Origin of the sequence: Agrobacterium leguminum (genome assembly GCF_015704895.1) — a bacterium.
GTDB classification, from domain to species: Bacteria; Pseudomonadota; Alphaproteobacteria; order Rhizobiales; family Rhizobiaceae; genus Agrobacterium; species Agrobacterium leguminum.
The window spans coordinates 536,881-557,629 of record NZ_JADQWB010000002.1 but is presented as its reverse complement, the minus strand read 5'-3'; the positions used below and the strand labels follow the sequence as shown (position 1 = coordinate 557,629).

General features: G+C 60.4%; 18 protein-coding genes and 1 other RNA gene. 5 read left to right on the top strand and 14 right to left on the bottom strand.

Annotation, left to right across the window (positions count from 1 at the left end; genetic code table 11):
- From I3J13_RS05630 to rimP, 5 genes are all read right to left on the bottom strand, one after another.
- Positions 1-432, bottom strand: coding sequence for a hypothetical protein (locus I3J13_RS05630; RefSeq protein WP_020812678.1), 432 nt, complete (start codon positions 430-432; stop codon positions 1-3).
- Between the two features lie 3 nt (positions 433-435).
- Complete coding sequence (gene infB / locus I3J13_RS05625) at positions 436-3,174, bottom strand: translation initiation factor IF-2 (RefSeq protein WP_196378221.1); 2,739 nt, start codon at positions 3,172-3,174, stop codon at positions 436-438.
- A gap of 102 nt (positions 3,175-3,276) precedes the next feature.
- Positions 3,277-3,978, bottom strand: coding sequence for an RNA-binding protein (locus I3J13_RS05620; RefSeq protein ID WP_059758920.1), 702 nt, complete (start codon positions 3,976-3,978; stop codon positions 3,277-3,279).
- A complete protein-coding gene (gene nusA, locus I3J13_RS05615) occupies positions 3,975-5,591 on the bottom strand; it encodes a transcription termination factor NusA (protein ID WP_196378220.1) in 1,617 nt (538 codons plus the stop codon). The genes I3J13_RS05620 and nusA overlap by 4 nt, the downstream gene beginning before the upstream one ends.
- A 64-nt stretch (positions 5,592-5,655) precedes the next feature.
- Positions 5,656-6,252, bottom strand: coding sequence for a ribosome maturation factor RimP (rimP, locus tag I3J13_RS05610; RefSeq protein WP_059758925.1), 597 nt, complete (start codon positions 6,250-6,252; stop codon positions 5,656-5,658).
- A 286-nt stretch (positions 6,253-6,538) separates the two neighbouring features.
- On the opposite strand from rimP, the gene I3J13_RS05605 reads away from it, so the two are divergent.
- On the top strand, positions 6,539-8,167 hold the full coding sequence (locus I3J13_RS05605) for an MFS transporter (RefSeq protein ID WP_003524308.1): 1,629 nt from the start codon (positions 6,539-6,541) through the stop codon (positions 8,165-8,167).
- 164 nt (positions 8,168-8,331) lie between these two features.
- Here I3J13_RS05605 and I3J13_RS05600 read toward each other — a convergent pair whose 3' ends face one another.
- On the bottom strand, positions 8,332-9,597 hold the full coding sequence (locus I3J13_RS05600; RefSeq protein ID WP_196378219.1) for a lytic murein transglycosylase: 1,266 nt from the start codon (positions 9,595-9,597) through the stop codon (positions 8,332-8,334).
- Between the two features lie 38 nt (positions 9,598-9,635).
- On the bottom strand, positions 9,636-10,241 hold the full coding sequence (gene recR, locus I3J13_RS05595; RefSeq protein WP_003524309.1) for a recombination mediator RecR: 606 nt from the start codon (positions 10,239-10,241) through the stop codon (positions 9,636-9,638).
- Between the two features lie 37 nt (positions 10,242-10,278).
- On the opposite strand from recR, the gene I3J13_RS05590 reads away from it, so the two are divergent.
- Positions 10,279-10,914, top strand: a complete 636-nt coding sequence (locus I3J13_RS05590; protein WP_196378218.1) for an MOSC domain-containing protein — start codon at positions 10,279-10,281, stop codon at positions 10,912-10,914.
- A 65-nt stretch (positions 10,915-10,979) separates the two neighbouring features.
- Here the strand turns inward: I3J13_RS05590 and I3J13_RS05585 are convergent, their stop codons facing one another.
- The 3 genes from I3J13_RS05585 to ffs all read right to left on the bottom strand — a co-directional run bounded on the left by I3J13_RS05585 (position 10,980) and on the right by ffs (position 13,378).
- Positions 10,980-11,303 carry a YbaB/EbfC family nucleoid-associated protein gene (locus I3J13_RS05585; RefSeq protein WP_003507179.1) on the bottom strand — a complete coding sequence of 108 codons (324 nt, stop codon included), beginning with the start codon at positions 11,301-11,303 and terminating at the stop codon, positions 10,980-10,982.
- A 24-nt stretch (positions 11,304-11,327) separates the two neighbouring features.
- Positions 11,328-13,202 carry a DNA polymerase III subunit gamma/tau gene (locus I3J13_RS05580; protein ID WP_196378217.1) on the bottom strand — a complete coding sequence of 625 codons (1,875 nt, stop codon included), beginning with the start codon at positions 13,200-13,202 and terminating at the stop codon, positions 11,328-11,330.
- A gap of 79 nt (positions 13,203-13,281) precedes the next feature.
- An RNA gene (gene ffs / locus I3J13_RS05575) (signal recognition particle sRNA small type) lies at positions 13,282-13,378 on the bottom strand.
- Between the two features lie 65 nt (positions 13,379-13,443).
- On the opposite strand from ffs, the gene I3J13_RS05570 reads away from it, so the two are divergent.
- Both I3J13_RS05570 and nudC read left to right on the top strand, forming a co-directional pair.
- Positions 13,444-13,872 carry an HIT domain-containing protein gene (locus I3J13_RS05570; protein WP_065654787.1) on the top strand — a complete coding sequence of 143 codons (429 nt, stop codon included), beginning with the start codon at positions 13,444-13,446 and terminating at the stop codon, positions 13,870-13,872.
- Positions 13,872-14,834 (top strand): NAD(+) diphosphatase, encoded by a 963-nt coding sequence (gene nudC / locus I3J13_RS05565; protein ID WP_196378216.1) that lies wholly within the window; start codon positions 13,872-13,874, stop codon positions 14,832-14,834. Before I3J13_RS05570 ends, nudC begins: the two co-directional genes overlap by 1 nt.
- Before the next feature lie 15 nt (positions 14,835-14,849).
- On the opposite strand, the gene I3J13_RS05560 is transcribed toward nudC, so the two are convergent.
- Together I3J13_RS05560 and I3J13_RS05555 are read right to left on the bottom strand one after the other, a co-directional pair.
- Positions 14,850-15,713, bottom strand: a complete 864-nt coding sequence (locus I3J13_RS05560; RefSeq protein ID WP_196378215.1) for a prephenate dehydratase — start codon at positions 15,711-15,713, stop codon at positions 14,850-14,852.
- Positions 15,714-15,724: 11 nt separating this feature from the next.
- Positions 15,725-16,480 carry a 3-deoxy-manno-octulosonate cytidylyltransferase gene (locus I3J13_RS05555; RefSeq protein WP_059758939.1) on the bottom strand — a complete coding sequence of 252 codons (756 nt, stop codon included), beginning with the start codon at positions 16,478-16,480 and terminating at the stop codon, positions 15,725-15,727.
- Positions 16,481-16,629: 149 nt separating this feature from the next.
- Here I3J13_RS05555 and I3J13_RS05550 point away from each other — a divergent pair, with 149 nt between their 5' ends.
- Complete coding sequence (locus I3J13_RS05550; protein ID WP_196378214.1) at positions 16,630-17,205, top strand: c-type cytochrome; 576 nt, start codon at positions 16,630-16,632, stop codon at positions 17,203-17,205.
- A 97-nt stretch (positions 17,206-17,302) separates the two neighbouring features.
- Here I3J13_RS05550 and I3J13_RS05545 read toward each other — a convergent pair whose 3' ends face one another.
- Together I3J13_RS05545 and I3J13_RS05540 are read right to left on the bottom strand one after the other, a co-directional pair.
- Positions 17,303-18,031 carry a sugar transferase gene (locus I3J13_RS05545; RefSeq protein WP_003524319.1) on the bottom strand — a complete coding sequence of 243 codons (729 nt, stop codon included), beginning with the start codon at positions 18,029-18,031 and terminating at the stop codon, positions 17,303-17,305.
- A 290-nt stretch (positions 18,032-18,321) separates the two neighbouring features.
- A complete protein-coding gene (locus I3J13_RS05540) occupies positions 18,322-20,616 on the bottom strand; it encodes a transglycosylase domain-containing protein (RefSeq protein WP_196378213.1) in 2,295 nt (764 codons plus the stop codon).
- Positions 20,617-20,749: the final 133 nt, after the last annotated feature.

The following is a 20,749-nucleotide window of genomic DNA, read 5'->3' as shown; positions in this document are numbered from 1 at the left end:
TTATCTCAGGCTTTTTGTTGTTCGTTGAAGCACAATTGCAGTTCCTATAAGGAGCGGGACGCTTAATGAGGCTGTAATGATGATCCACGATAGCGAGTGCAGACAGCCTTCTCTAATCATGGCTTCAATATATGGATCGTTTGGATCTCCAAGAAGCGGCTCGTAAAGCGTAACCATTAGCCCCAGCAGCAAATATAGCATCATGGACCAAACAAGCCAGAACCAGCGCTTATATGCTCCCAGAGCGATCAGCAGAGTCGCCAAGGTCGACCTAATTATCCCGCTTATTATCTCAGAAGACAGGGTAACGACGCCGTCCTCTGGTTCCCATCCTGCTTTGTCGCAAACTTCCGCAATGGCAGGGTGCGCGAAAAGAAAACAGACGGCGAGCAGAGCTGCCGTCCATTTCGTTTTCAGGCCATAAGCCAGCATGGCTTAGAGCGTTCTTGTGATGTGCTCGACGCGGAAGCACTCGATGATATCGCCTGCGCGGATATCTTCGTAGTTCTCGAACGCCATACCGCATTCCTGACCGACCGGCACTTCTGCCACTTCGTCCTTGAAGCGCTTGAGCGTCTTGAGCTTGCCTTCGTGAATGACGACGTTGTCGCGAATGAGACGAACGCCTGCACCACGTTCCACCTTGCCTTCGGTGACGCGGCAACCCGCGACCTTGCCGACCTTGGTGATGTTGAACACTTCGAGGATTTCCGCGTTGCCGAGGAAGGTCTCGCGACGCTCCGGCGACAGGAGGCCCGACATCGCTGCCTTCACGTCATCCACCAGATCGTAGATGATGTTGTAGTAGCGGATCTCGATGCCGGCGCGTTCGGAAGCCGTGCGTGCCTGTGCGTTGGCGCGAACGTTGAAGCCGATGATCGCGGCGTTGGATGCCTCGGCAAGCGAGATATCCGATTCCGTGATGGCGCCAGCGCCTGAGTGAACGATACGAGCGCGGACTTCGTCGGTGCCGAGCTTGTCGAGCGAAGCGATAATGGCTTCGACCGAACCCTGCACGTCTGCCTTGATGACCAGCGGGAATTCCTTCATTCCCGAAGTCTGCAACTGGCTCATCATCTGTTCCAGCGAACCGCGCTGGCCCGTCTGACGTGCGACAGCCTTGTCGCGTGCCAGACGCTGGCGGTACTCGGAAATCTCGCGAGCACGGCTTTCGTTTTCGACAACCGCGAAACGGTCACCGGCAGATGGCGTACCGGAAAGACCGAGAACCTCGACAGGCATGGCCGGACCGGCTTCCTTGACGTGTTCACCCTTGTCGTTGACGAGGGCGCGAACGCGGCCCCACTGGTCGCCAGCCACGATGATCTGACCAGGCTTCAGCGTACCCTTCTGCACGAGAACCGTGGCGACGGCACCACGGCCGCGGTCGAGTTCCGCTTCGATGACGGTACCTTCTGCGGTACGGTTCGGATCTGCCTTGAGGTCGAGAATTTCAGCCTGCAGCAGGATCGCTTCAAGCAGTTTGTCGAGACCGAGCTGCTTCTTGGCGGAAACTTCCACGTCAAGCACTTCACCGCCCATGGATTCCACGAACACTTCGTGCTGCAGGAGCTGCTGGCGAACCTTTTCGGGGTTTGCCTCGTGCTTGTCGATCTTGTTGATCGCAACGACGATCGGAACACCGGCCGCCTTGGCATGATTGATAGACTCGATCGTCTGCGGCATCACGCTGTCGTCAGCGGCGACCACCAGAACGGCGATATCCGTCGCCTGCGCACCGCGGGCACGCATGGCCGTGAAGGCGGCGTGGCCGGGGGTGTCGATGAAGGTGATCTTCTGGCCGTTCTTTTCGACCTGATAGGCACCGATATGCTGGGTGATGCCACCGGCTTCGCCTGCGACCACATTCGCCTGACGAATGGCGTCGAGCAGCGAGGTCTTGCCGTGGTCGACGTGGCCCATGATCGTGACAACCGGCGGACGCGGCAGCATTTCGCCTTCGTCGTCTGCCTGGTTGAAGATGCCTTCTTCCACGTCGGATTCAGAAACGCGCTTGACGGTGTGGCCGAATTCGACGGCGATCAGTTCCGCCAGATCGGCGTCGATCACGTCGCCCGGCTTCATCATCTGGCCTTCCTTCATCAGGAACTTGATGACGTCGACGGCGCGTTCGGACATGCGCTGCGACAGTTCCTGAATGGTGATGGTTTCCGGCAGGATCACTTCGCGCATGACCTTTTCACGGGTCTCCTGCATCTGGCTGCGGCGGAATTTTTCCTGGCGGCGGCGCATGGATGCCATGGAGCGTCCGCGCGGCGTGCCGTCTTCATCCAGGTTGGACGAGGTGACGGTCAGCTTGCCGCGACGGCGTTCTTCTTCCGTCTTCAGGCGGGCTGCGGGCTTTGCCGGTGCAGGCGCGGCGACCTTGCCACGGACCGGCAGGTTGCCACGGCGTGCACCGCGATCGTCCTCGTCGTCGCCATCGGTACGGCGTCCGCGCGGAGCGGCGGTTTCGGGAGTTGCGCGAGCGGGGGTGGCAGCGGCGGGCTGAGGACGAGCCTCGGCGCGCGGCGCCGGCTGAGCGGCGGTAGCCGGCTTTTCATCGACCGGTTCCGGCTTTGCTTCCACGGCAGGCTGGCTTGCGGCCACCTTGGCGGCTGCGGCCTCTTCGGCGGCGCGGCGTGCGGCCTCTTCCTTTTCGGCGGCGATGCGGCGCTCTTCTTCCACCTTGCGGCGCGCTTCGTCTTCGGCGCGCTGCTTGGCTTCGATCACGTCGCGGGCCTGTGCTTCCATCAGCGCACGGCGGCGGGCTTCCATCTCGCCTGCCGACAGGTCGTGCAGGACGTTGCCGCGCGGACGCTCAGGCTGGCGCTGCTGCGGTGCGGACGAGCCGGGACGCTGCTGCGGCTGGGAGGAACCCGGACGCTGCTGCTGGCCGCTTGGCTGGTGAATGCGCTGCTGTGGCGCCTGCGGACGCGGTGCTGCCGCGGGGGCAGGGGCGGCCGGCTTCGGAGCGGGCGCTGCAACCGAATGAACCTGCTTCTCGTCTTCAGGACGCATGGGGCGGCGCTTGCGTGTTTCCACGACAACCGCGTTCGTGCGACCTCGACCCATATCCTGCCGCACGGTGCCCTGATTCATCCCGCCCGGCTTGAGGGTGAGAGTCTTCTTGGCAGGCGCGTTAAGTGTCTTGTCGTCGTTGTTGTCGGTCATTCCGTTCCCGTTCCTTCGGACGAGAACCGGATGACGTTCATCAGGTCTCGTCGTTCAATTGCTGCATCAGAACGCGGCGACCGTTCATATCGGGCAACCGCGTCATTGTTCTGTCCGGGCAGCGTCGCGTTCCGCCTGAGATCGACCGCCAAGACGGTACTGCTCAAGCATCGTTGCGCGCTTCACTACACCCTCACCCGCCTGCCCTGCAAGCGCGCAGGCATGGATAAAAGCATTCTGGCCCATCAACTCGTCCATTTCGGCGCCGCTGAAGAGCCGGAAGGACGGAATTTCGTTGCCGGCATCGCTGCCGAGCGCCCAGGCCTTGCGGGCCTGGTCCAGTTTTCTCACGCCGTCTGCCGCAGCATCGGTCGCGTGGAACACGGCGATCGCATTCCCCGAACGGACGGCGGCGTCGACTTTCATCGCGCCGCTGATGAACTGGCCCGCCTTGCGCGCCATGTTCATCATGCCTGCAAGCTGCTGCGCCATCAGCCGATCGAGAAGAGCAAGAAGCTCCGGCCCGGCCTTGACGTCGCGTTTGAGCGCCCGTGCGAATAGCTTCTTCGCGATGGCTTTCTCGATCAGGGCGCGCTCGGGTGTTACCCAGCAGCCGCGCCCCGGCAATTGGCGTTTCAGATCCGGAACGACGCTGCCGTCCGGCCCTGCGACGAAGCGGATCAGCTCATCGGGCGATCCGCTTTGCCGTGTCACAATGCACATACGTCCATTGACGTCGCCCTTGAGCCGCCCGTCGTCATCCGTTTCGGGCAGCTCATCCGGCTCATGCGCCTGCGATATCATTCCTGTTCGGCGGTATCCGCCTCCTCGGCAGCCTCAGGATCGGCTTCCTCTGCGGAAGCAAGCTCCTCGGCGGTGATCCAGCCTGCCAGAAGACGGGCCTGTACCACCATGTTCTCGGCCTCGATGCGCGAAACATCGAGCTTGGAGAAGATGCCTTCGAACTTCTTGGTCTCGCCGTCCTTGCGCTCGCTCCAGCCAACGAGATCGTCTGCGGCACAACCGGCAAAATCCTCGATGGTCTTGATGCCGTCTTCACCCAGCGCCACCATCATCTGCGAGGTCAGGCCGTCGATCTGGCGCAGCTCGTCGGAAACGCCGAGTTCCTTGCGCTTGGCGTCCATCTCGGCTTCCAGGCGTTCCAGATATTCGCGGGCGCGGGTCTGGATTTCATCGGCGGTGTCTTCATCGAAACCGTCGATCGAGGAAATTTCGTCGAGATCGACATAGGCCAGTTCTTCGACCTGCGCGAAGCCTTCGGAGGCCAGAACCTGACCGACCATCTCGTCGACGTCGAGGGCTTCCATGAACAGGGCCGTGCGCTCGTTGAATTCCTTCTGGCGGCGCTCGGATTCTTCCTGCTCGGTCATGATGTCGATATCCCAGCCGGTCAGCTGCGATGCCAGACGCACGTTCTGGCCGCGGCGGCCGATGGCGAGCGACAGCTGCTCGTCCGGAACCACCACTTCGATGCGCTCGGATTCTTCATCCAGAACGACCTTGGCGACTTCCGCCGGCTGCAGGGCGTTGACGATGAAGGAGGCCGGTTCCTGGCTCCACGGAATGATGTCGATCTTTTCGCCCTGGAGTTCACCGACAACGGCCTGAACGCGCGAACCGCGCATACCGACGCAGGCGCCGACCGGATCGATCGACGAGTCGTTGGAGATGACGGCGATCTTGGCGCGCGAACCCGGATCACGGGCAACCGACTTGATCTGGATGATGCCGTCATAGATTTCCGGGACTTCCATGGTGAAGAGCTTCACCATGAACTGCGGATGGGTACGCGACAGGAAAATCTGCGGGCCGCGCTGTTCGCGGCGAACGTCGTAGACGTAAGCGCGCACACGGTCGCCGTAACGCATGTTTTCCCGCGGGATCATTTCGTCACGACGGATGATACCTTCGCCACGGCCGAGATCGACGATGACGTTGCCATATTCGACGCGCTTGACGGTGCCGTTGACGATTTCGCCGATGCGGTCCTTGAACTCGTCATACTGGCGGTCACGCTCGGCTTCACGCACCTTCTGCACGATGACCTGCTTGGCGGACTGGGCGGCGATACGGCCGAAATCCATCGGCGGCAGCGGATCGGCGATGAAGTCGCCGAGCTTGGCGTCCGGGTTGCGGTCGCGGGCCAGCTCCAGCGGGATCTGGGTCGAATAATCCTCAGCGGCCTCGACAACTTCCAGAAGACGCTGCAGGCGGATTTCGCCGGTCTTGGAATTGATGTCGGCGCGGATGTTGGTTTCCGAACCATAGCGCGAGCGGGCGGCTTTCTGGATAGCGTCGGCCATTGCGGCAAGCACGATTTCGCGGTCGATGACCTTTTCGCGCGCCACAGCATCGGCGATCTGCAGAAGCTCAAGCCGGTTAGCACTCACTGCCATTTTTCTATCTCCGTAAGTCGCATGATTGCGGGGTTCGCCCTTGTTTCCGGGCTTTACGTTGGAATTAGTCTTCGTCTGCTTCGTTTTCGTCGTTCTGGTTTGCGGCGGCGGCCTTGGCCGCCTTGTCTGCCCGCAGCGCATCACGAATAAGATCGTCCGTCAGAATGAGCTTCGCATCCGAAAGCGCGCTGAACGGAATGATGACTGTCGGTTCCTCGCCATAGGCGATCTGGTCGCGTTCCAGCTTGAAGCCGTCCGCATTGACCTCGACGATCTTGCCGCGAAACCGCTTGCGGTTCTCGACCAGAATGGAGGTTTCGACCTTCACCAGATGACCCTGCCAGCGGGTGAAATCCGATTTGCGAACCATCGGCCGGTCGATGCCGGGCGAGGAAACTTCGAGATGATACGCTTTATCGACCGGATCTTCCACATCAAGAACCGGTGAAATCGCCATGGAGACGGCTTCGCAGTCCTCGACGGTCATGGTGCCGTCTTCGCGCTCGGCCATTATCTGAAGCGTCATGCCGTTCTGGTTGGAGAGCCGCACGCGCACCAGAAGATATCCCATGCCTGTCAAAACAGGCTCGATGATCTCGGCAATACGCTGGTCGATGCCCGTTTCGGTTATCAGTCGCGGTTCATGTGCGGTGTCTGCCATCTGGCCTTCCGGTCTTTGATGTTCACCGGGCCTTCTGCCCGTGGTTTCCGGTTCGCCTAACGAAAAAGAGCGGAGCCTTGCGGCCCCACTCTTCATCAAGCGATCAAGAATTTCAGGGCTCATATAGACCCATCCGGGCATGATTGCAAGGTTTTCGCGGCCGTCTGCGTTTCAGTGACGGCTCGGCCACATTTTCACCCTTACCATGTCGGAAAGGCTGGCATGATTGCCGGCACTGTCTATAGTTGCCGTTTGACAAATCGCAGTTGCATCAAGTGGACAGAGCGTGCCTGACCGTAAATCGCCACTCGCGCCTTTAAGGCATTTGACTTACAGACGAATCTGGATCGCCAGCCTTGCCTCGAATTTCGGCGGATTGATCCAGGCGGTGGGCGCCGCATGGATGATGACGTCGCTCTCAAGTTCGGAAAACATGATCGCGCTGGTGCAGGCCTCCACCTCTTTACCGATCATGCTGTTCTCGCTGATTTCAGGGGCGCTGGCCGATAGTTTCGACCGCCGCCGCATCATGATTTCGGCGCAGCTTTTGATGCTGACGGCTTCCGTGCTGCTGACGGTTTTTGCCTGGTCCGGCTGGCTCACGCCGTGGCTTCTGCTCTTCTTCACCTTCATGATCGGCTGCGGCACGGCGCTCAACAACCCGTCCTGGCAGGCCTCCGTCGGCGAAATGGTGCCGCGCGAGGATTTGCCCGCCGCCGTGACGCTGAACAGCGTCGGCTTCAACATCACCCGCAGCGTCGGCCCGGCAATCGGCGGCATCATCGTTGCTGCCGCCGGCGCCGCTGCCGCGTTTTTCGTGAATGCGCTGAGCTATTTCACGCTGATCTACGCCCTGTTTCGCTGGCAGCCGCCCAAATATGCGTCGACCCTGCCACGCGAGCAGCTTCTGGCCGCCATTTCGGCCGGCATGCGTTATGTGGCGATGTCGCCCAATATCGGCAAGGTGTTGGTGCGCGGCTTCCTTTTCGGCCTTTCCGCCAGCGCCATCCTTGCCTTGATGCCCATCGTTGCCCGCGATCTGGTCGAAGGCGGCCCCTTGACCTACGGCGTCATGCTGGGCGCCTTCGGCGTCGGTGCCATTGGCGGTGCCCTGATCAGCGCCAGATTGCGCGAGGTGCTGTCCAGCGAATGGATCGTGCGCGTCGCATTTCTAGGCTTCGCCTTCAGCGCTGGCGTAACAGCTGTGAGCACGAGTGCGATCGTCACTTCGCTGGTGCTGACCGTTGCCGGCGCCTGCTGGGTTCTGGCGCTATCGCTCTTCAACACCATCGTCCAGCTCTCCACCCCGCGCTGGGTGGTTGGCCGGGCGCTCTCGCTCTACCAGACGCTCACCTTCGGCGGCATTGCGGTCGGTAGCTGGCTGTGGGGCGAGCTGGCGGAAGATTACGGCATTTCCTATTCGCTGCTCTGTTCGTGCGCACTGATGCTGCTCGGCGTCGTCGTCGGTCTTAAGCTCGCCATGCCGGCTTTTGCTTCGCTCAATCTCGATCCGCTCAACCGTTTCGTTGAACCGCCGCTGAGGCTGGATATCAAGCCGCGCAGCGGCCCCATCGCCATCCTCATCGACTATGAAATCCACGACGAGGACCTCGGCGAATTCCTGCCGCTGATGGCCGAGCGCCGCCGTATCCGCATCCGGGACGGTGCCCGCAACTGGAACCTGATGCGCGATCTGGAAAATCCCGATATCTGGACCGAAAGCTACCACGTGCCGACATGGGTGGAATATGTCCGCCATAACCACCGCCGCACCCAGGCGGATGCGGAGGCCTGGGACCGGCTGCTCGAGCTTCACCGCGGCAAGACACGGCCGCGTGTGCACCGGATGATCGAGCGGCAGACCATTCCGCCGACCGACGATATTTTTCATAAACCCCACACCGATCAGCATTGAGAGGCGATGGTTAAGTGAGTGGCGATGCCCTTCCCATACACTCCCCGTCATCCTCGGGCCTGTCCCGAGGATCCAAACACCTATCGTTAAATCAATCGGTTGCAGATGCTCGGGACAGGCCCGAGCATGACGGAGGAGAGGTTTTCACACGTTGCCAGCAACCGCTACTTCAGCTTCGTCTTCAGCGTCGCATCCGGAAAGCAGGTCGGAGCGAGGCCGTTTTTCGCCTGCCAGTCGCCCAGCGACCGCCGCGTCTTGAAACCGGCCAGCCCATCTGCCTTGCCGACATCGTAACCTTTGGCCACCAGCGCCTTCTGCATGGCGAGAACATCCGAGCGCAGCATCGATCCGACATTGCCCCATTCACCCTTGAACGGGCCGGCCCCATGGGTGATGCGGTCGGCGAGATTGCCGATGAACAGCGCATAGAGATCGGAATTATTGTATTCCTTGATGACGTAGAAATTCGGCGTCACCACGAATTCCGGTCCGTGCCGTCCGGCCGGCACCAGCATCATGCCATCGGCGGATAGGTCATTGGACGGGAAAGCTTTTCCGGAAATGCGGGTGATGCCCATCTTCGCCCAGTCGGCCACCGGCCGGGCAAGATCAGGGCCTTCCTGCGCGCAGGAGACATTGGCGGGGATCGACACTTCGAAACCCCAGTCGCGATTGCGCTGCCAGCCGCGCTGGGAAAGATAGTTCGCTATGGATGCCAGCGCATCCGGTACGGAATTCCAGATATCGCGATGGCCGTCGCCATCGAAGTCCACGGCATATTTGAGATAGCTCGACGGCATGAATTGCGGCTGGCCGAGCGCACCGGCCCAGGAGCCCATCATGCGTGACGCTGCGATATCGCCGCTTTCGACGATTTTCAGCGCATCGATCAGCTCGGTGCGGAACATCTCCTTACGGGTGGACATATAGGCTTTCGTTGCCAGCACATCGACCACGGAATGCGGCAGTTTCGCCCGGCCGAAACCGGATTCACGGCCCCAGATCGCAACGATGATATCGCCGGGCACGCCGTATTTCGCCTCGATCCTGCGCAGCGTTGCCGCATGGGTGGCGGCAAGCGAGCGGCCGGTGCCGGCCAGCCCCTGCAGCCGTTTTTCGGAGAAATAGGCGCCGGGCGAAGAAAATTCCGCCTGACTCTGGCTCTGTTCCTTGGGTGGCTTCTGGCCGGGAATGACGAGATCGGGCAGGTTCCAGCTGATGGAAAGACCGCTGAGCGTGGCCTCAAGTGTTTTCTGCGAAATACCGGCCTTGCGGGCTTCAGGCCAGATTTCCTTTTTCAGCCAGGCATTAAATTCAGCGTCATATCGGGCTGCCGCTGCTCCTGTCGGTGCCGATTGCGCCAAGGCCGTCGTTGCTGAAAAAACGGAAAGAAGTGCAGCCAGTGCCTTCGGGGCAAAATGGTTTCGCATTCGGTCTCCTCTTTGAATGACGGGGAGGGAGGGCGACTTCAGATCGTCGTGCGCGCCCGAAGCGCCGCCGTCAATGTACCCTCGTCGAGATAATCGAGTTCACCGCCCACCGGCACGCCATGCGCAAGCCGGGTGATCTTGATGTCGAGACCGGAAAGGCGGTCGGTAATGTAGTGGGCGGTTGCCTGCCCCTCCACCGTCGCATTGACGGCGATGATAAGCTCGCGGATGCCGCCGGCGCTGACACGGTCGATCAGGCCCTTGATATTCAAATCCTCCGGCCCGACGCCGTCGAGCGGCGAAAGCGTGCCGCCCAGCACGTGATAGGCGGTGTTCATCGCGCCCGTCCGCTCCAGCGCCCAAAGATCCGACACGTCTTCCACCACGATGATGACCGACTGGTCGCGCCGGTCGTCGGTGCAGACGGTGCAGGGATCGATCGTATCGACATTGCCGCAGCAGGAGCAGATCTTCACCTTGTCATAGGCCTCGCCCATCGCATGGCCCAACGGCCCGAGAAGCTGTTCCTTCTTCTTGATGAGATGCAACGCCGCCCGCCGCGCAGAGCGGGGCCCAAGCCCCGGCACTTTTGCCAGAAGCTGGATCAGTTTTTCAATTTCGGGACCGGTGACTCGTTTTGCCATGAGCGCTTTCTACTGCATAAATCGGGAAACGGGAATCATGAAGCGCAAAGGGCAGTCCATGAAAATCAGGGCGGTATGCCGGGGCGAGGCAAAAAGCCTGCCGGGAAAGACGATGAAGACGGGCATCTTCAAGCATCCCGTCCACGGCCCGGTCATGGTTGATGCGGAAGGCATCGTCAGCGATGCCGTCTGCAATCGCAAACATCATGGCGGGCCTGATCAGGCGATTTACGTCATGGGGTCCGTCGATCTCGATTTCTGGTCGCGCTCTCTGGGCTTTGTCGTCGAAGCCGGGTTTTTCGGCGAAAATCTTGTTCTTGATGGCGTCGACAGCGCAAAACTCCATGTCGGCGACAGGTTCTCGGCCCACGAAGTCGTGCTGGAGGTGACTGCTGCCCGCATTCCCTGCGCCACCCTGTCAGCCCGCATCGGCGACCCCGATTTCGCACCGCGCTTCCGGCAGGCGGGCCAGCCGGGTTTTTATTGCCGGGTGCTGAAAGGTGGAATGCTCGCCTCCGGGGAGGATATCGCCTTCGCACCCTATCAGGGAACGAAACTGGCCATACCGACTATTCTACAGCGCTTCCGCCCCATGCAGCTCGATATGGCTGAACGCGCGGCCTATCTCGAAACGCCGCTTGCAAGCCGGTTCCGCGCGATGCTGGAAGCCTGATCCTGCCTTGAGACAACGACGGCGACCACTCCCCGCGTGTCGCCATCCTCTTCACCTTGATTATATCAGAACGGGAACTTCATGCCGGGCGGCAGCGGCAGGCCCGCGGTCAGGCCGGCCATCTTTTCCTGCGCCTGCGCTTCGCCCTTTTCCTTGGCGTCCTTGTGGGCAGCCACGATCAGGTCTTCGAGGATTTCCACCTCGTCTTCCTTGAACAGCGAAGGATCGATTTTCAGGCCGCGCATTTCGCCCTTACCGTTGAGAATGACGGTCACGAGGCCGCCGCCAGCCCTGCCTTCGACTTCAAGGGCGGCGATTTCTTCCTGCACCTTCTCCATCTTGGACTGCATTTCCTTGACCTTGCCCATCATGCCCATGATGTCACGCATGTGCCAATCTCCTGTTCTTTTTGTTTAAAACTCGATGTCGTCGCCGGGAAGGATGTCGCCTTCGCTCGATTCGGCAACCGATGGAGGCGCGATCTCTTCGGCCTCATCCTGTGCGGCGGCGCGGATGCGCACGTCGGTGATCTTTGCGCCGGGAAACTGCGCCAGAATGGCGGCAACGTCAGGATCCTGCCGCGCATCGACAAGACGGGCATCCCGGGCATTGCCTTCCGCTTCAACAAGGGTCGGCTCGCCCTGTTCCTTGCTGAGGCTGACGATCCAGTGGATACCGGTCCATTCCTTGAGCTTGACGCCAAGCTCGCCGGGAAGCGATCCGGGCGCGCCTTCGCCGAGGCGCATATCAAGCCGGCCGGGCTCCAGCCGCACCAACCGCACAAAGTTGCGCACCTTCGCCCGCATGACGGGATCGCGGTTCTTCTGGCAGAGATCGGCAATATCCTGCACCGAATTAACGGGAACCTTCGGCTCCGGCCGCTCTTCGGTTTTCGGTGCCGCGACCTGCATCTCCTGCGGGCGGCTGTCCGGAACCGCGCGCAGCACGGCGGAGGTCTGCGGTGTCGTCTGGCGCTGGGCGGGAAGATCGACAGGTCTTCCCGCAGCCACGGCCTGTCCTGACGAATAGGCGCGGGCACCGCCGCCATTGCCGCCGCCCGAAGGTCCGCCATTGGCGTAACCGCCTTCACCGTTCGAAAGCTCCAGCAAGCGCCGCGCGGCATCTTCAGGTGCGGGCAGATTGGCGGCGTGCGAAAGCCGGATCAGCACCATTTCGGCCGCACCCGCCGGGCGCGAGGCGTTTTCCGTTTCCGGAATGCCTTTCAACAGCATCTGCCAGATGCGCGAAAGCGCGGTTATCGCAATCGTCTCGGCAAATTCCGCGCCGCGCACGCGCTCGATCTCGGAAAGCGAGGGGTCTTCCGCCGCGTCAGGCACATATTTCATGCGGGTGACGAGATGGGTGAAATCGGCAAGATCGTTCAATACGACGACAGGGTTTGCGCCCGCCTCATATTGCCCGTTGAACTCCGAAAGGGCGGCCGCGACATCGCCTTTGACGACATGCTGAAAGAGATCGACGATACGTGCACGGTCGGCAAGACCGAGCATGCCGCGCACGGCTTCCGCTTCCACACGCCCGCTGCCATGGGCAATCGCCTGATCGAGCAGCGAAAGGCCGTCACGGGCGGAACCTTCGGCAGCGCGGGCGATCATCGACAGTGCCTGCGGATCGGCTTCGAAACCTTCCTTGCCGGCAATGGCGGTGAACAGGCCGACCAGATCGGCGGCGCTGATGCGACGCAGATCGAAGCGCTGGCAACGAGACAGAACGGTGATCGGAACCTTGCGGATTTCGGTGGTTGCGAAGATGAATTTCACATGCTCTGGCGGCTCTTCCAAGGTCTTCAAAAGACCGTTGAAAGCCTGCGTCGACAGCATGTGCACTTCGTCGATGATATAGACCTTGTAGCGCGCCGAAACCGGGCGGTAACGCACCTGTTCGATGATCTCGCGAATATCGTCGATACCGGTATGGGAGGCGGCGTCCATCTCGATCACGTCGACATGCCGGCCTTCCATGATCGCCTGGCAATGTTCACCGGGAATGCGCAGGTCGATGGTTGGCTTGTCGATGGTGTCGGTCTTGTAATTCAGCGCGCGGGCGAGAATGCGGGCCGTGGTCGTCTTGCCCACGCCGCGAACGCCGGTCAGCATATAGGCCTGCGCGATACGGCCGGTCTCAAACGCGTTGGTCAGCGTGCGGACCATCGGCTCCTGGCCGACCATCAGATCGGAAAAATCCTTGGGGCGATATTTGCGCGCCAGTACCCGGTAGCCGGTCCCGACCTGGGATTCGCTTGATGTGGTGGGTACGGTGTCGCTCATTGCCTCGCCAGTTTGTTTTGCCAGTTGTCTTGGGGCGCTGAACTGGCCCGGCGAAAGCTGAGCACGTCTTTTAAAAAAGGTGGGAGGCTGGCACGGCGACCCGTGCCGGGCTCGTTAGGGCTGCTTCCTTCCGGACCTGACCCGGTTGGCGAGTGGCTCGTCCACCACCAACCTCCCGGGGCCACATATCGGCAATATCGAAAGCAAATGCAAGCCAAGCCTTCAAAAAACTGCTATCACAATGAAAACAAACATGGAGGACACCTTGGAGACATTCCGGCTGGACGACAGACTGGCGCGCGACAGCGTGCTTGTGACGCGTTTGGGACTATGTGAACTGCGTTTGCAAAACGACAACCGCTGGCCCTGGCTGGTGCTGGTGCCGCAACGAGACGGCGTCAGTGAATTGTTCGATCTCACCCCGCTTGATCAGGCCGTGCTGACATTCGAGACCAATCTCGTCGCGTCTGCCTTGAAAGAAATCACCGGAGCCACCAAGATTAATGTCGGTGCTTTGGGCAATATCGTCCGGCAGCTTCATGTCCATATAATCGCTCGCAATGAAGGCGACACCTGCTGGCCGGGTCCCATCTGGGGTCACGGAACGCCTGTGCCCTATGCCGCGGGCGAAAAGGAAAGTTTGATGAAAAAAATCTCCGGCGCGCTCTGATGATTTCCATGAAAATTTTTGAAACCACTGCCCCCCATCCCGAAGCAAGCCTGCTGACAGCCTTTTCCAAGAACGCCCTCGACCGTTTTGCCGAAAAACGGTCGGAAGAGTGCGTTGCCGATGCGCTGAAGGTCGATGGCACCCATATTTTCGCTTTCTCGGGCAACCGACTTGTCCTGAAGCATGACGAACAGGTCATCGATCCCCTGTTTTCCGCTTATGAGCTGGCAGAACTGCAGCCGGATTTCGACAATGCCGTGCTGCTCGGATATCGCGAAACCGGCGAGCCGAGAATTGCGGTGCCGGTCGCCGTAGCCGAGGACCAGCTGGCCAGCCACTATAAACTCGCCGACGCCCGCACCCTTTATCGCGACCATCTTCTCGATGAGGAATTGCTGAGCGAGGTTGCCCAGGCCGTCAGCCTTACCCACTGGAACGCCGAAAATCGGTTTTGCGGTAAGTGCGGCGGCACTATGGAGCTGCGCATCGGCGGCTACAAGCGCATCTGCGCCGCCTGCAATCACACGATTTTTCCCCGCACCGATCCCGTCGTCATCATGATGACGATCGATATCGAGCGTGATCTTTGCCTGCTTGGCCGCGGTGCGCATTTTGCACCGGGCATGTATTCGTGCCTCGCCGGTTTTGTGGAGCCGGGCGAAACCATCGAGCAGGCAGTACGCCGCGAAACGCATGAGGAATCCGGCGTCGAGATCGGCCGCGTGCGTTACCACGCCTCGCAGCCCTGGCCGATGCCGCATACGCTGATGATCGGCTGTTATGCAGAGGCGCTGTCTTTCGATATTGCCCGCGATGAGATCGAACTGGAGGATTGCCGCTGGTTCACGCGGGCGGAAGTCGCCAAGATGCTGGAGACGGCAACGGGTGAGGGCTTTTCCGCGCCTCCCGGCGGCGCCATCGCGCACCGGCTGATGCGCGATTGGGTGGAATGGACGAAATAATCGCGTTCGGCAGGCTCAACCCTGGTTGAGCTTGCCCCGCATCGCATGGCCCTTGTAGACGCCGAGAATGCGGACTTTTTCGGAGAAGAAGCGCAACTCATCCAGCGCATGCCGCACCGGTTCGTCGTCGGGATGGCCTTCAATATCGGCATAAAACTGCGTTGCTACGAATTTGCCGCCGAGCTGGTAGCTTTCGAGCTTCGTCATGTTGATGCCGTTTGTCGCAAAGCCGCCCATGGCTTTGTAGAGCGCGGCCGGAATATTGCGGACGTTGAAGACAAAGGTGGTGACGACGATTTCGTCGCTAGACTGACGCTTGGCCCAATTTTCATCGCGGGAAAGCACAACGAAACGCGTGACGTTGTTTTCCGAATCCTCGACGTTTTCAGCGAGAATATCGAGGCCGTAGAGATTGGCGGCAAGGCGCGGCGCAAGTGCCGCCATGCTGCGGTCGCCCTTTTCGGACACCAGTCTCGCGGAGCCCGCCGTATCGCCGGCGATGACGGGCTTCCAGCCGTTCGAGCGGATGATTTTCCGGCACTGGCCAAGCGCGTGAATGTGGCTGTGGACGGTGCGAATCTCGTCCTTCTTCACGCCCGGCATCACCATCAACTGGAAGCGGATCGGCATGAAATATTCGCCGATGATGTGCAGGTGCGATTCCGGCAGCAGGTGATGAATATCAGCAACGCGGCCGGCCAGCGTGTTTTCAATCGGGATCATGCCGAGATCGGCTTCGCCGTTTTCAATGGCGTTGAAGGCATCCTCGAATGTCGGGCACGGCAAAGGCTCCATATCCGGGAACATGTCGCGGCAGGCCATATCGGAATTCGCGCCGAATTCGCCCTGGAAGGCAATGCGATTTGTGCTCAAGGTCATGGGACTGTCCGTTAGAGGGTTCTGCTTGCGAGAATTTTGCGGGCTTTTTCCAGATCGTGCGGCGTGTCGACGCCGAGCGGCACGGAACTGACGATTTCGGCGTCGATGCGCATGCCGGCTTCCAGCGCGCGCAGCTGTTCCAGCCGCTCGCGTTTTTCCAGCGGCGAGGGCGGCAGGCTCACGAATGTCTCGAGTGCTGCGCGGCGATAGGTATAAAGTCCGATGTGATGATAAAGCGGGCCATCGCCATAAGGGGCGGTGGTGCGGGTGAAATAAAGCGCGCGCAATCGCGACTCGGAAAGCGGGCTGCCCACCACTTTCACTACGTTCGGATTGGTTTTTTCTTCCTCGTCGGTGATTTCGACCGTCAGTGTCGCAATATCGACGGCGGCATTTTCCAGTGGACGCAACGAAGCGCGGATCGTCTCCGCTTCGATGGTCGGAAGATCGCCCTGGACATTGATGACATATTCCGCCTTGCCATAGGGATCGGCTTTCTGCAGCGCTTCGAAAATGCGGTCCGAGCCGGATTGGTGGTCGTCGCGCGTCATCATCACGTCGAAACCGGCATTTTTGACGGCCGAAAACACCTGTTCGTCATCGACGGCCACAACGATTCGCTCTGCGCCGGCCTCGCGTGCGCGCAGCGCCACCTGCACGATCATCGGCTTGCCGCCGATGTCGGCGAGCGGCTTGCCCGGCAGGCGCGTGGATGCCATCCGCGCCGGTATGAGGACGACAGCTTTCTCGAAATCCCGATTCTTCATCCGACACCCTTCAAATCCCGCCCGAAAAGTGTCAAAACGTCACGGTGTGGGGAGCATTATTCAAGTTGCGCAGGCTGTGCAAAAGCCATAGCTTTCGAGCAATTTCAAGATGCCCGTTATATCAAGCGGATGCGAGGGAGCGCATATAGATGAATTCTTATGTAAATATGGGCGTTGGGGCGTTGCTTGGCACGGTTTTCGTCCTGATGTCGGTGTCGATTGCGTCTGAGGGCATTTTCCATGCGCCTGCGCCCGAAAAGGAAGGTTATGCCATCGCTGCGGCAGAGGGTGGCGGCGACGCAGCCGGCGGAGAAGCCGCTGCCGCGGCGACGCCGATCGCGCAATTGCTTGCCAGCGCCGATGCCGCCAAGGGTGAGACGGTCTTCAAGAAGTGTACGAGCTGTCATACCGGAGAGAGTGGTGGTGCAAACAAGGTCGGCCCCAATCTCTTCGATATCGTCAACCGGCCGATCGCCAGCCATGAAGGTTTCAGCTACTCCGCAGGGATGAAGGATTTCTCCAAGGGCGGTTCCGTGCATTGGGATTACGATCATCTCAGCTTCTTCCTCGAAGCTCCCAAGAAACACGTTCCCGGCACGGCCATGGGCTTTGCGGGCGTGAAGAAGGAAACGGAACGCGCCGATCTCATCGCTTATCTGCGGACGCTGTCGGCAAACCCGGCACCGCTTCCGGATCCCGCTGCGGCTCCCGCGCCGACAAACTGATCGTTACGATGGTTTCATGAAAAAAAGCCCGGCATCGCTGCCGGGCTTTTTATTTTTGCAGCGCCGGATTGCGGCTGCGGCAATGGCGCCTGAAAAATCAGAACCCCTTGCCGCCGCGCAATTCGGAAATCACCGTTCCGACCATGATCTTGATATCCAGCCAGAGCGAAAAATTGTCGACGTAATAAAGATCGGAGACGATTCGGGCGCGCGCCTTGTCGCTGCGATCCGTCGGGCCGCGCAATCCCCGCATCTGGGCAAGGCCGGTAATGCCCGGCCGCACCCGGTGCCGCATATGGTAGTGCGGCACCAACTCCTCATAAAGACGGCCGGCCGCCAGCATGCCGATGGCATGGCAGCGGGGCCCGACCAGCGACATATCGCCTTTCAGCACATTCAGAAGCTGCGGCAGTTCGTCGATATTGGTGCGGCGAAGAACCGCGCCGATCCGGGTTATTCTGGGGTCGTTCTTCACCGTCTGCGCCACGCCGGTGGCGTCGCAGAGATCGGTCCTCATGGAGCGGAATTTATAGACACGGATTTTCCGCCCGTTCATGCCCCAGCGGACCTGCGAAAACAGGACCGGTCCCTTGCTGTCGAGTTTGACCATCACTGCCACGGTGAGCAGCACCGGCGCGAGTGCGACAAGGGCGATGGACGCCCCTGCGATGTCAATCGTTCTTTTGAGCGCGAACTGGCCGCGCAGGAATGCGGAGACGGTTTTTTCCGAAGAGGAAGGTTGCGTTTCCGGCGATTCGAAAGTGGTGGCTGCGGAATAGGAGGCACCGTAAAAAACGGCATGCGATGAGCCTTTAGTACCCAGCATAATATAAAGCCCTGAAAAGTTATTTTGATAGAAGAAAATTAATTTATATGAACGATTAATAATTCATTTACCGTAAAAAGTCATCCGAAATGTAACCGCCCCGGCGCAAATGGCAATCTACGGTTAATGCGACTGCACGCGGATGTTGCAGGGTCGGCGTCCTCTCCGCTCGTAGCTGCGGAGACGGCCTGTCCCATGGAACCAAAACCTGCAAAATCGGGAATTTTCGTGCAGCGCTGGCGAAATCGCCATCGGCCCTGAGACAAGCGCTTTTCGACCACTCTAAGTCGTCAGTTTCCCATCAGAATATCGAGCAGGGTCGTCTGCTTCGGTCCGGATGGCGCCTGACCGCCGATATCCGCGGGTGGTACAGGCCCGTTGCCGGCTGAATAGCCGGGTTCGATATCGCGGGAAGGGATATTTGCCGGCGGCATCGGCGCACCGGGCTGATTCGGGTTTGGTGCAACCGGGGCTTCGGGATAGGCGCGCGTATCCACCGTTCCGCCGCCGAGCGCATTGGAAATGATATCGCCGATGGAGGAGGGCGTGCTTTCCGGCGCCGGCTGCTGCATTTCCCCAAGCGGCGGCACGCCGCCTGCGCCAAGCCCGAAGAGCGGTGAGGGCGAAAGCCCCGAATGGGCGGCGGTCATGAAATCTTTCCAGGCCTTTGCGGGAAGCCCGCCGCCGGTGACCTTCTTCATCGACGTGCCGTCGTCATTGCCGAACCACACGCCGGTGGTCAGGTTGCTTGTGTAGCCGACAAAAAGGGCGTCGCGGAAGGATTGCGTCGTGCCGGATTTTCCTGCCGCCTGCCAGCCCTGCAGCCGTGCCGCCTTGCCGGTGCCTTCGGTAATGACGCGCGACAGCATGCTGTTCATGGTCGCGGCGATCTCTTCGCTCAGGACGCGCGGCGGGTTGTCGTATTTGTTTTCGTAAAGCACTTTGCCATCCGCATCGGTGATGCGTTTGACGATATGCGGCGTCGCCTTGTAGCCGCCATTCATGAAGGGGGCGTAGGAGGCCGTGAGCTCCATCAGCGACACTTCCGAGGTGCCGAGCGCGATGGAGGCATTGTTCTGCAGTTCGGATTCGATGCCCATGCGATGCGCCACCTGGGTCACACGATCCGGACCCACTTCCATCACCAGCTGCGCGGCAATGGTGTTCAGCGAATTGGCGAGCGCGGTGGCGAGCGTCACTTCGCCTCGATATTTCTTCTCGTAATTTTCCGGGGTCCAGTTGCCGATGCGAACAGGCGCGTCGTTGCGGATGGTATAGGGCGTGAGCCCGGATTCGAGTGCGGCGACGTAAACGAAGGGCTTGAATGCGGAGCCGGGTTGCCGTTTTGCCTTGGCGGCGCGGTTGAACTGGCTTTCGGCATAATCCGCCCCGCCCACCACGGCCCGGATCGCGCCCGTGCCATCGATGGAAACCAGCGCCGCCTGCGAAGCGCCCTGCTTCTTGCCGTCACCCTGCAGCACGTGGGTCAGCGCCTTTTCGGCGTCACGCTCAAGATTGGGGTCGATGGTCGTGTCGACGACGATGTCCTGCTTGACCTCACCGACGAGGTTGCGCACTTCCTCCAGCACCATATCGGCGGCGTAGTGTTCGGCGCCAGACCAGAAACGTTTCGCCTTGGTCGGCGGCTGCGACATGGCGGTCTTGATTTCATCGTCGGTGATGAAGCCGACATCGCGCATGGATTGCAGCACGACCTGCGCCCGCTCTTCCGCCGCCTGCGGATCGCGCGCCGGCGAAAGGCGCGAGGGCGCTTTAAGAAGCCCGGCCAGCATGGCCGCCTCGCCCAGATTGACGTCGCGCGCGGATTTGTTGAAGTAGCGCCGCGAGGCAGCCTCGACGCCATAGGCATTGGAGCCGAAATAGACGCGATTGAGATACATCGCGAGAATCTGGTCCTTGGTGAACTTATGCTCCAGCCAGAAGGACAGCAGCACTTCCTGAACCTTGCGTTCCAGCGTGCGATCCGGCGAGAGGAACAGGTTTTTCGCGAGCTGCTGCGTCAGCGTCGAGCCGCCCTGCACGGTTCGTCCCGTCAGCACATTCGTGACGATGGCGCGTCCGAGACCGAGCGGATCGACTCCGAAATGCGAATAAAACCGCCGGTCCTCAATGGCCATGACGGCCTGCGGAATATAGGGCGACATATCTTCCAGCGCGAGCGCCTCGCCGCCGGTGGTGCCGCGATTGGCCAGCACGCTGCCATTCACCGAAACGATCTTCACATTCGGCGGGCGTTCGGGAATGGACCAGCTGCTGGCGCTCGGCATGCGTGCACCGTAATAGAGAACGAGACCGGCAACACCGATGCCGCCCCAGATGCCGAGTACGATGCACCAATAGACGAGGGAGCGAATGAAGCCCGTCGCGCCGCGGCCGGAGCTGCGGGTGCGCTTTTCTTTTTTCCTGGATTTGGTGCGGCCGGATGTCGGCTTCGGTTTTCTGGCTTGCTGCTTTGTGGTTCCGCTGATGCGCTCGCTGGCGTCGAGGCGCAGGTCATCACCGGATTCGTGGAAATCCCCGAAGGAGGGTTCTACCCGTTCGCGTGATTTACCCTTGCCTGCCATCCAGCCGAAGTCGCTCCTATTCGCGAAACCGCGCGCATCCCGTTCGGGTTTAAGGCTTCTATGCCTGCGCGATCCTTAATCCAGGATGAAGAGTTTAAATGCGGCAATTTAAGGCGGGGTTAAGTCCTCGCCG

Excerpts from the sequence above, each read along its gene's own strand:
- I3J13_RS05630 (WP_020812678.1), bottom strand. The coding sequence starts at position 432 with ATGCTGGCTTATGGCCTGAAAACGAAATGGACGGCAGCTCTGCTCGCC.
- I3J13_RS05580 (WP_196378217.1), bottom strand. The coding sequence starts at position 13,202 with ATGAGCGACACCGTACCCACCACATCAAGCGAATCCCAGGTCGGGACC.
- rimP (WP_059758925.1), bottom strand. The coding sequence starts at position 6,252 with ATGGCAGACACCGCACATGAACCGCGACTGATAACCGAAACGGGCATC.
- I3J13_RS05545 (WP_003524319.1), bottom strand. The coding sequence starts at position 18,031 with ATGCTGGGTACTAAAGGCTCATCGCATGCCGTTTTTTACGGTGCCTCC.
- recR (WP_003524309.1), bottom strand. The coding sequence starts at position 10,241 with ATGGCAAAACGAGTCACCGGTCCCGAAATTGAAAAACTGATCCAGCTT.
- I3J13_RS05560 (WP_196378215.1), bottom strand. The coding sequence starts at position 15,713 with ATGACCTTGAGCACAAATCGCATTGCCTTCCAGGGCGAATTCGGCGCG.
- I3J13_RS05600 (WP_196378219.1), bottom strand. The coding sequence starts at position 9,597 with ATGCGAAACCATTTTGCCCCGAAGGCACTGGCTGCACTTCTTTCCGTT.
- nusA (WP_196378220.1), bottom strand. The coding sequence starts at position 5,591 with ATGGCAGTGAGTGCTAACCGGCTTGAGCTTCTGCAGATCGCCGATGCT.
- I3J13_RS05570 (WP_065654787.1), top strand. The coding sequence starts at position 13,444 with ATGAAAACAAACATGGAGGACACCTTGGAGACATTCCGGCTGGACGAC.
- I3J13_RS05620 (WP_059758920.1), bottom strand. The coding sequence starts at position 3,978 with ATGATATCGCAGGCGCATGAGCCGGATGAGCTGCCCGAAACGGATGAC.
- I3J13_RS05585 (WP_003507179.1), bottom strand. The coding sequence starts at position 11,303 with ATGCGTGACATCATGGGCATGATGGGCAAGGTCAAGGAAATGCAGTCC.
- I3J13_RS05590 (WP_196378218.1), top strand. The coding sequence starts at position 10,279 with ATGAAGCGCAAAGGGCAGTCCATGAAAATCAGGGCGGTATGCCGGGGC.
- I3J13_RS05540 (WP_196378213.1), bottom strand. The coding sequence starts at position 20,616 with ATGGCAGGCAAGGGTAAATCACGCGAACGGGTAGAACCCTCCTTCGGG.
- I3J13_RS05550 (WP_196378214.1), top strand. The coding sequence starts at position 16,630 with ATGAATTCTTATGTAAATATGGGCGTTGGGGCGTTGCTTGGCACGGTT.
- nudC (WP_196378216.1), top strand. The coding sequence starts at position 13,872 with ATGATTTCCATGAAAATTTTTGAAACCACTGCCCCCCATCCCGAAGCA.
- infB (WP_196378221.1), bottom strand. The coding sequence starts at position 3,174 with ATGACCGACAACAACGACGACAAGACACTTAACGCGCCTGCCAAGAAG.
- I3J13_RS05555 (WP_059758939.1), bottom strand. The coding sequence starts at position 16,480 with ATGAAGAATCGGGATTTCGAGAAAGCTGTCGTCCTCATACCGGCGCGG.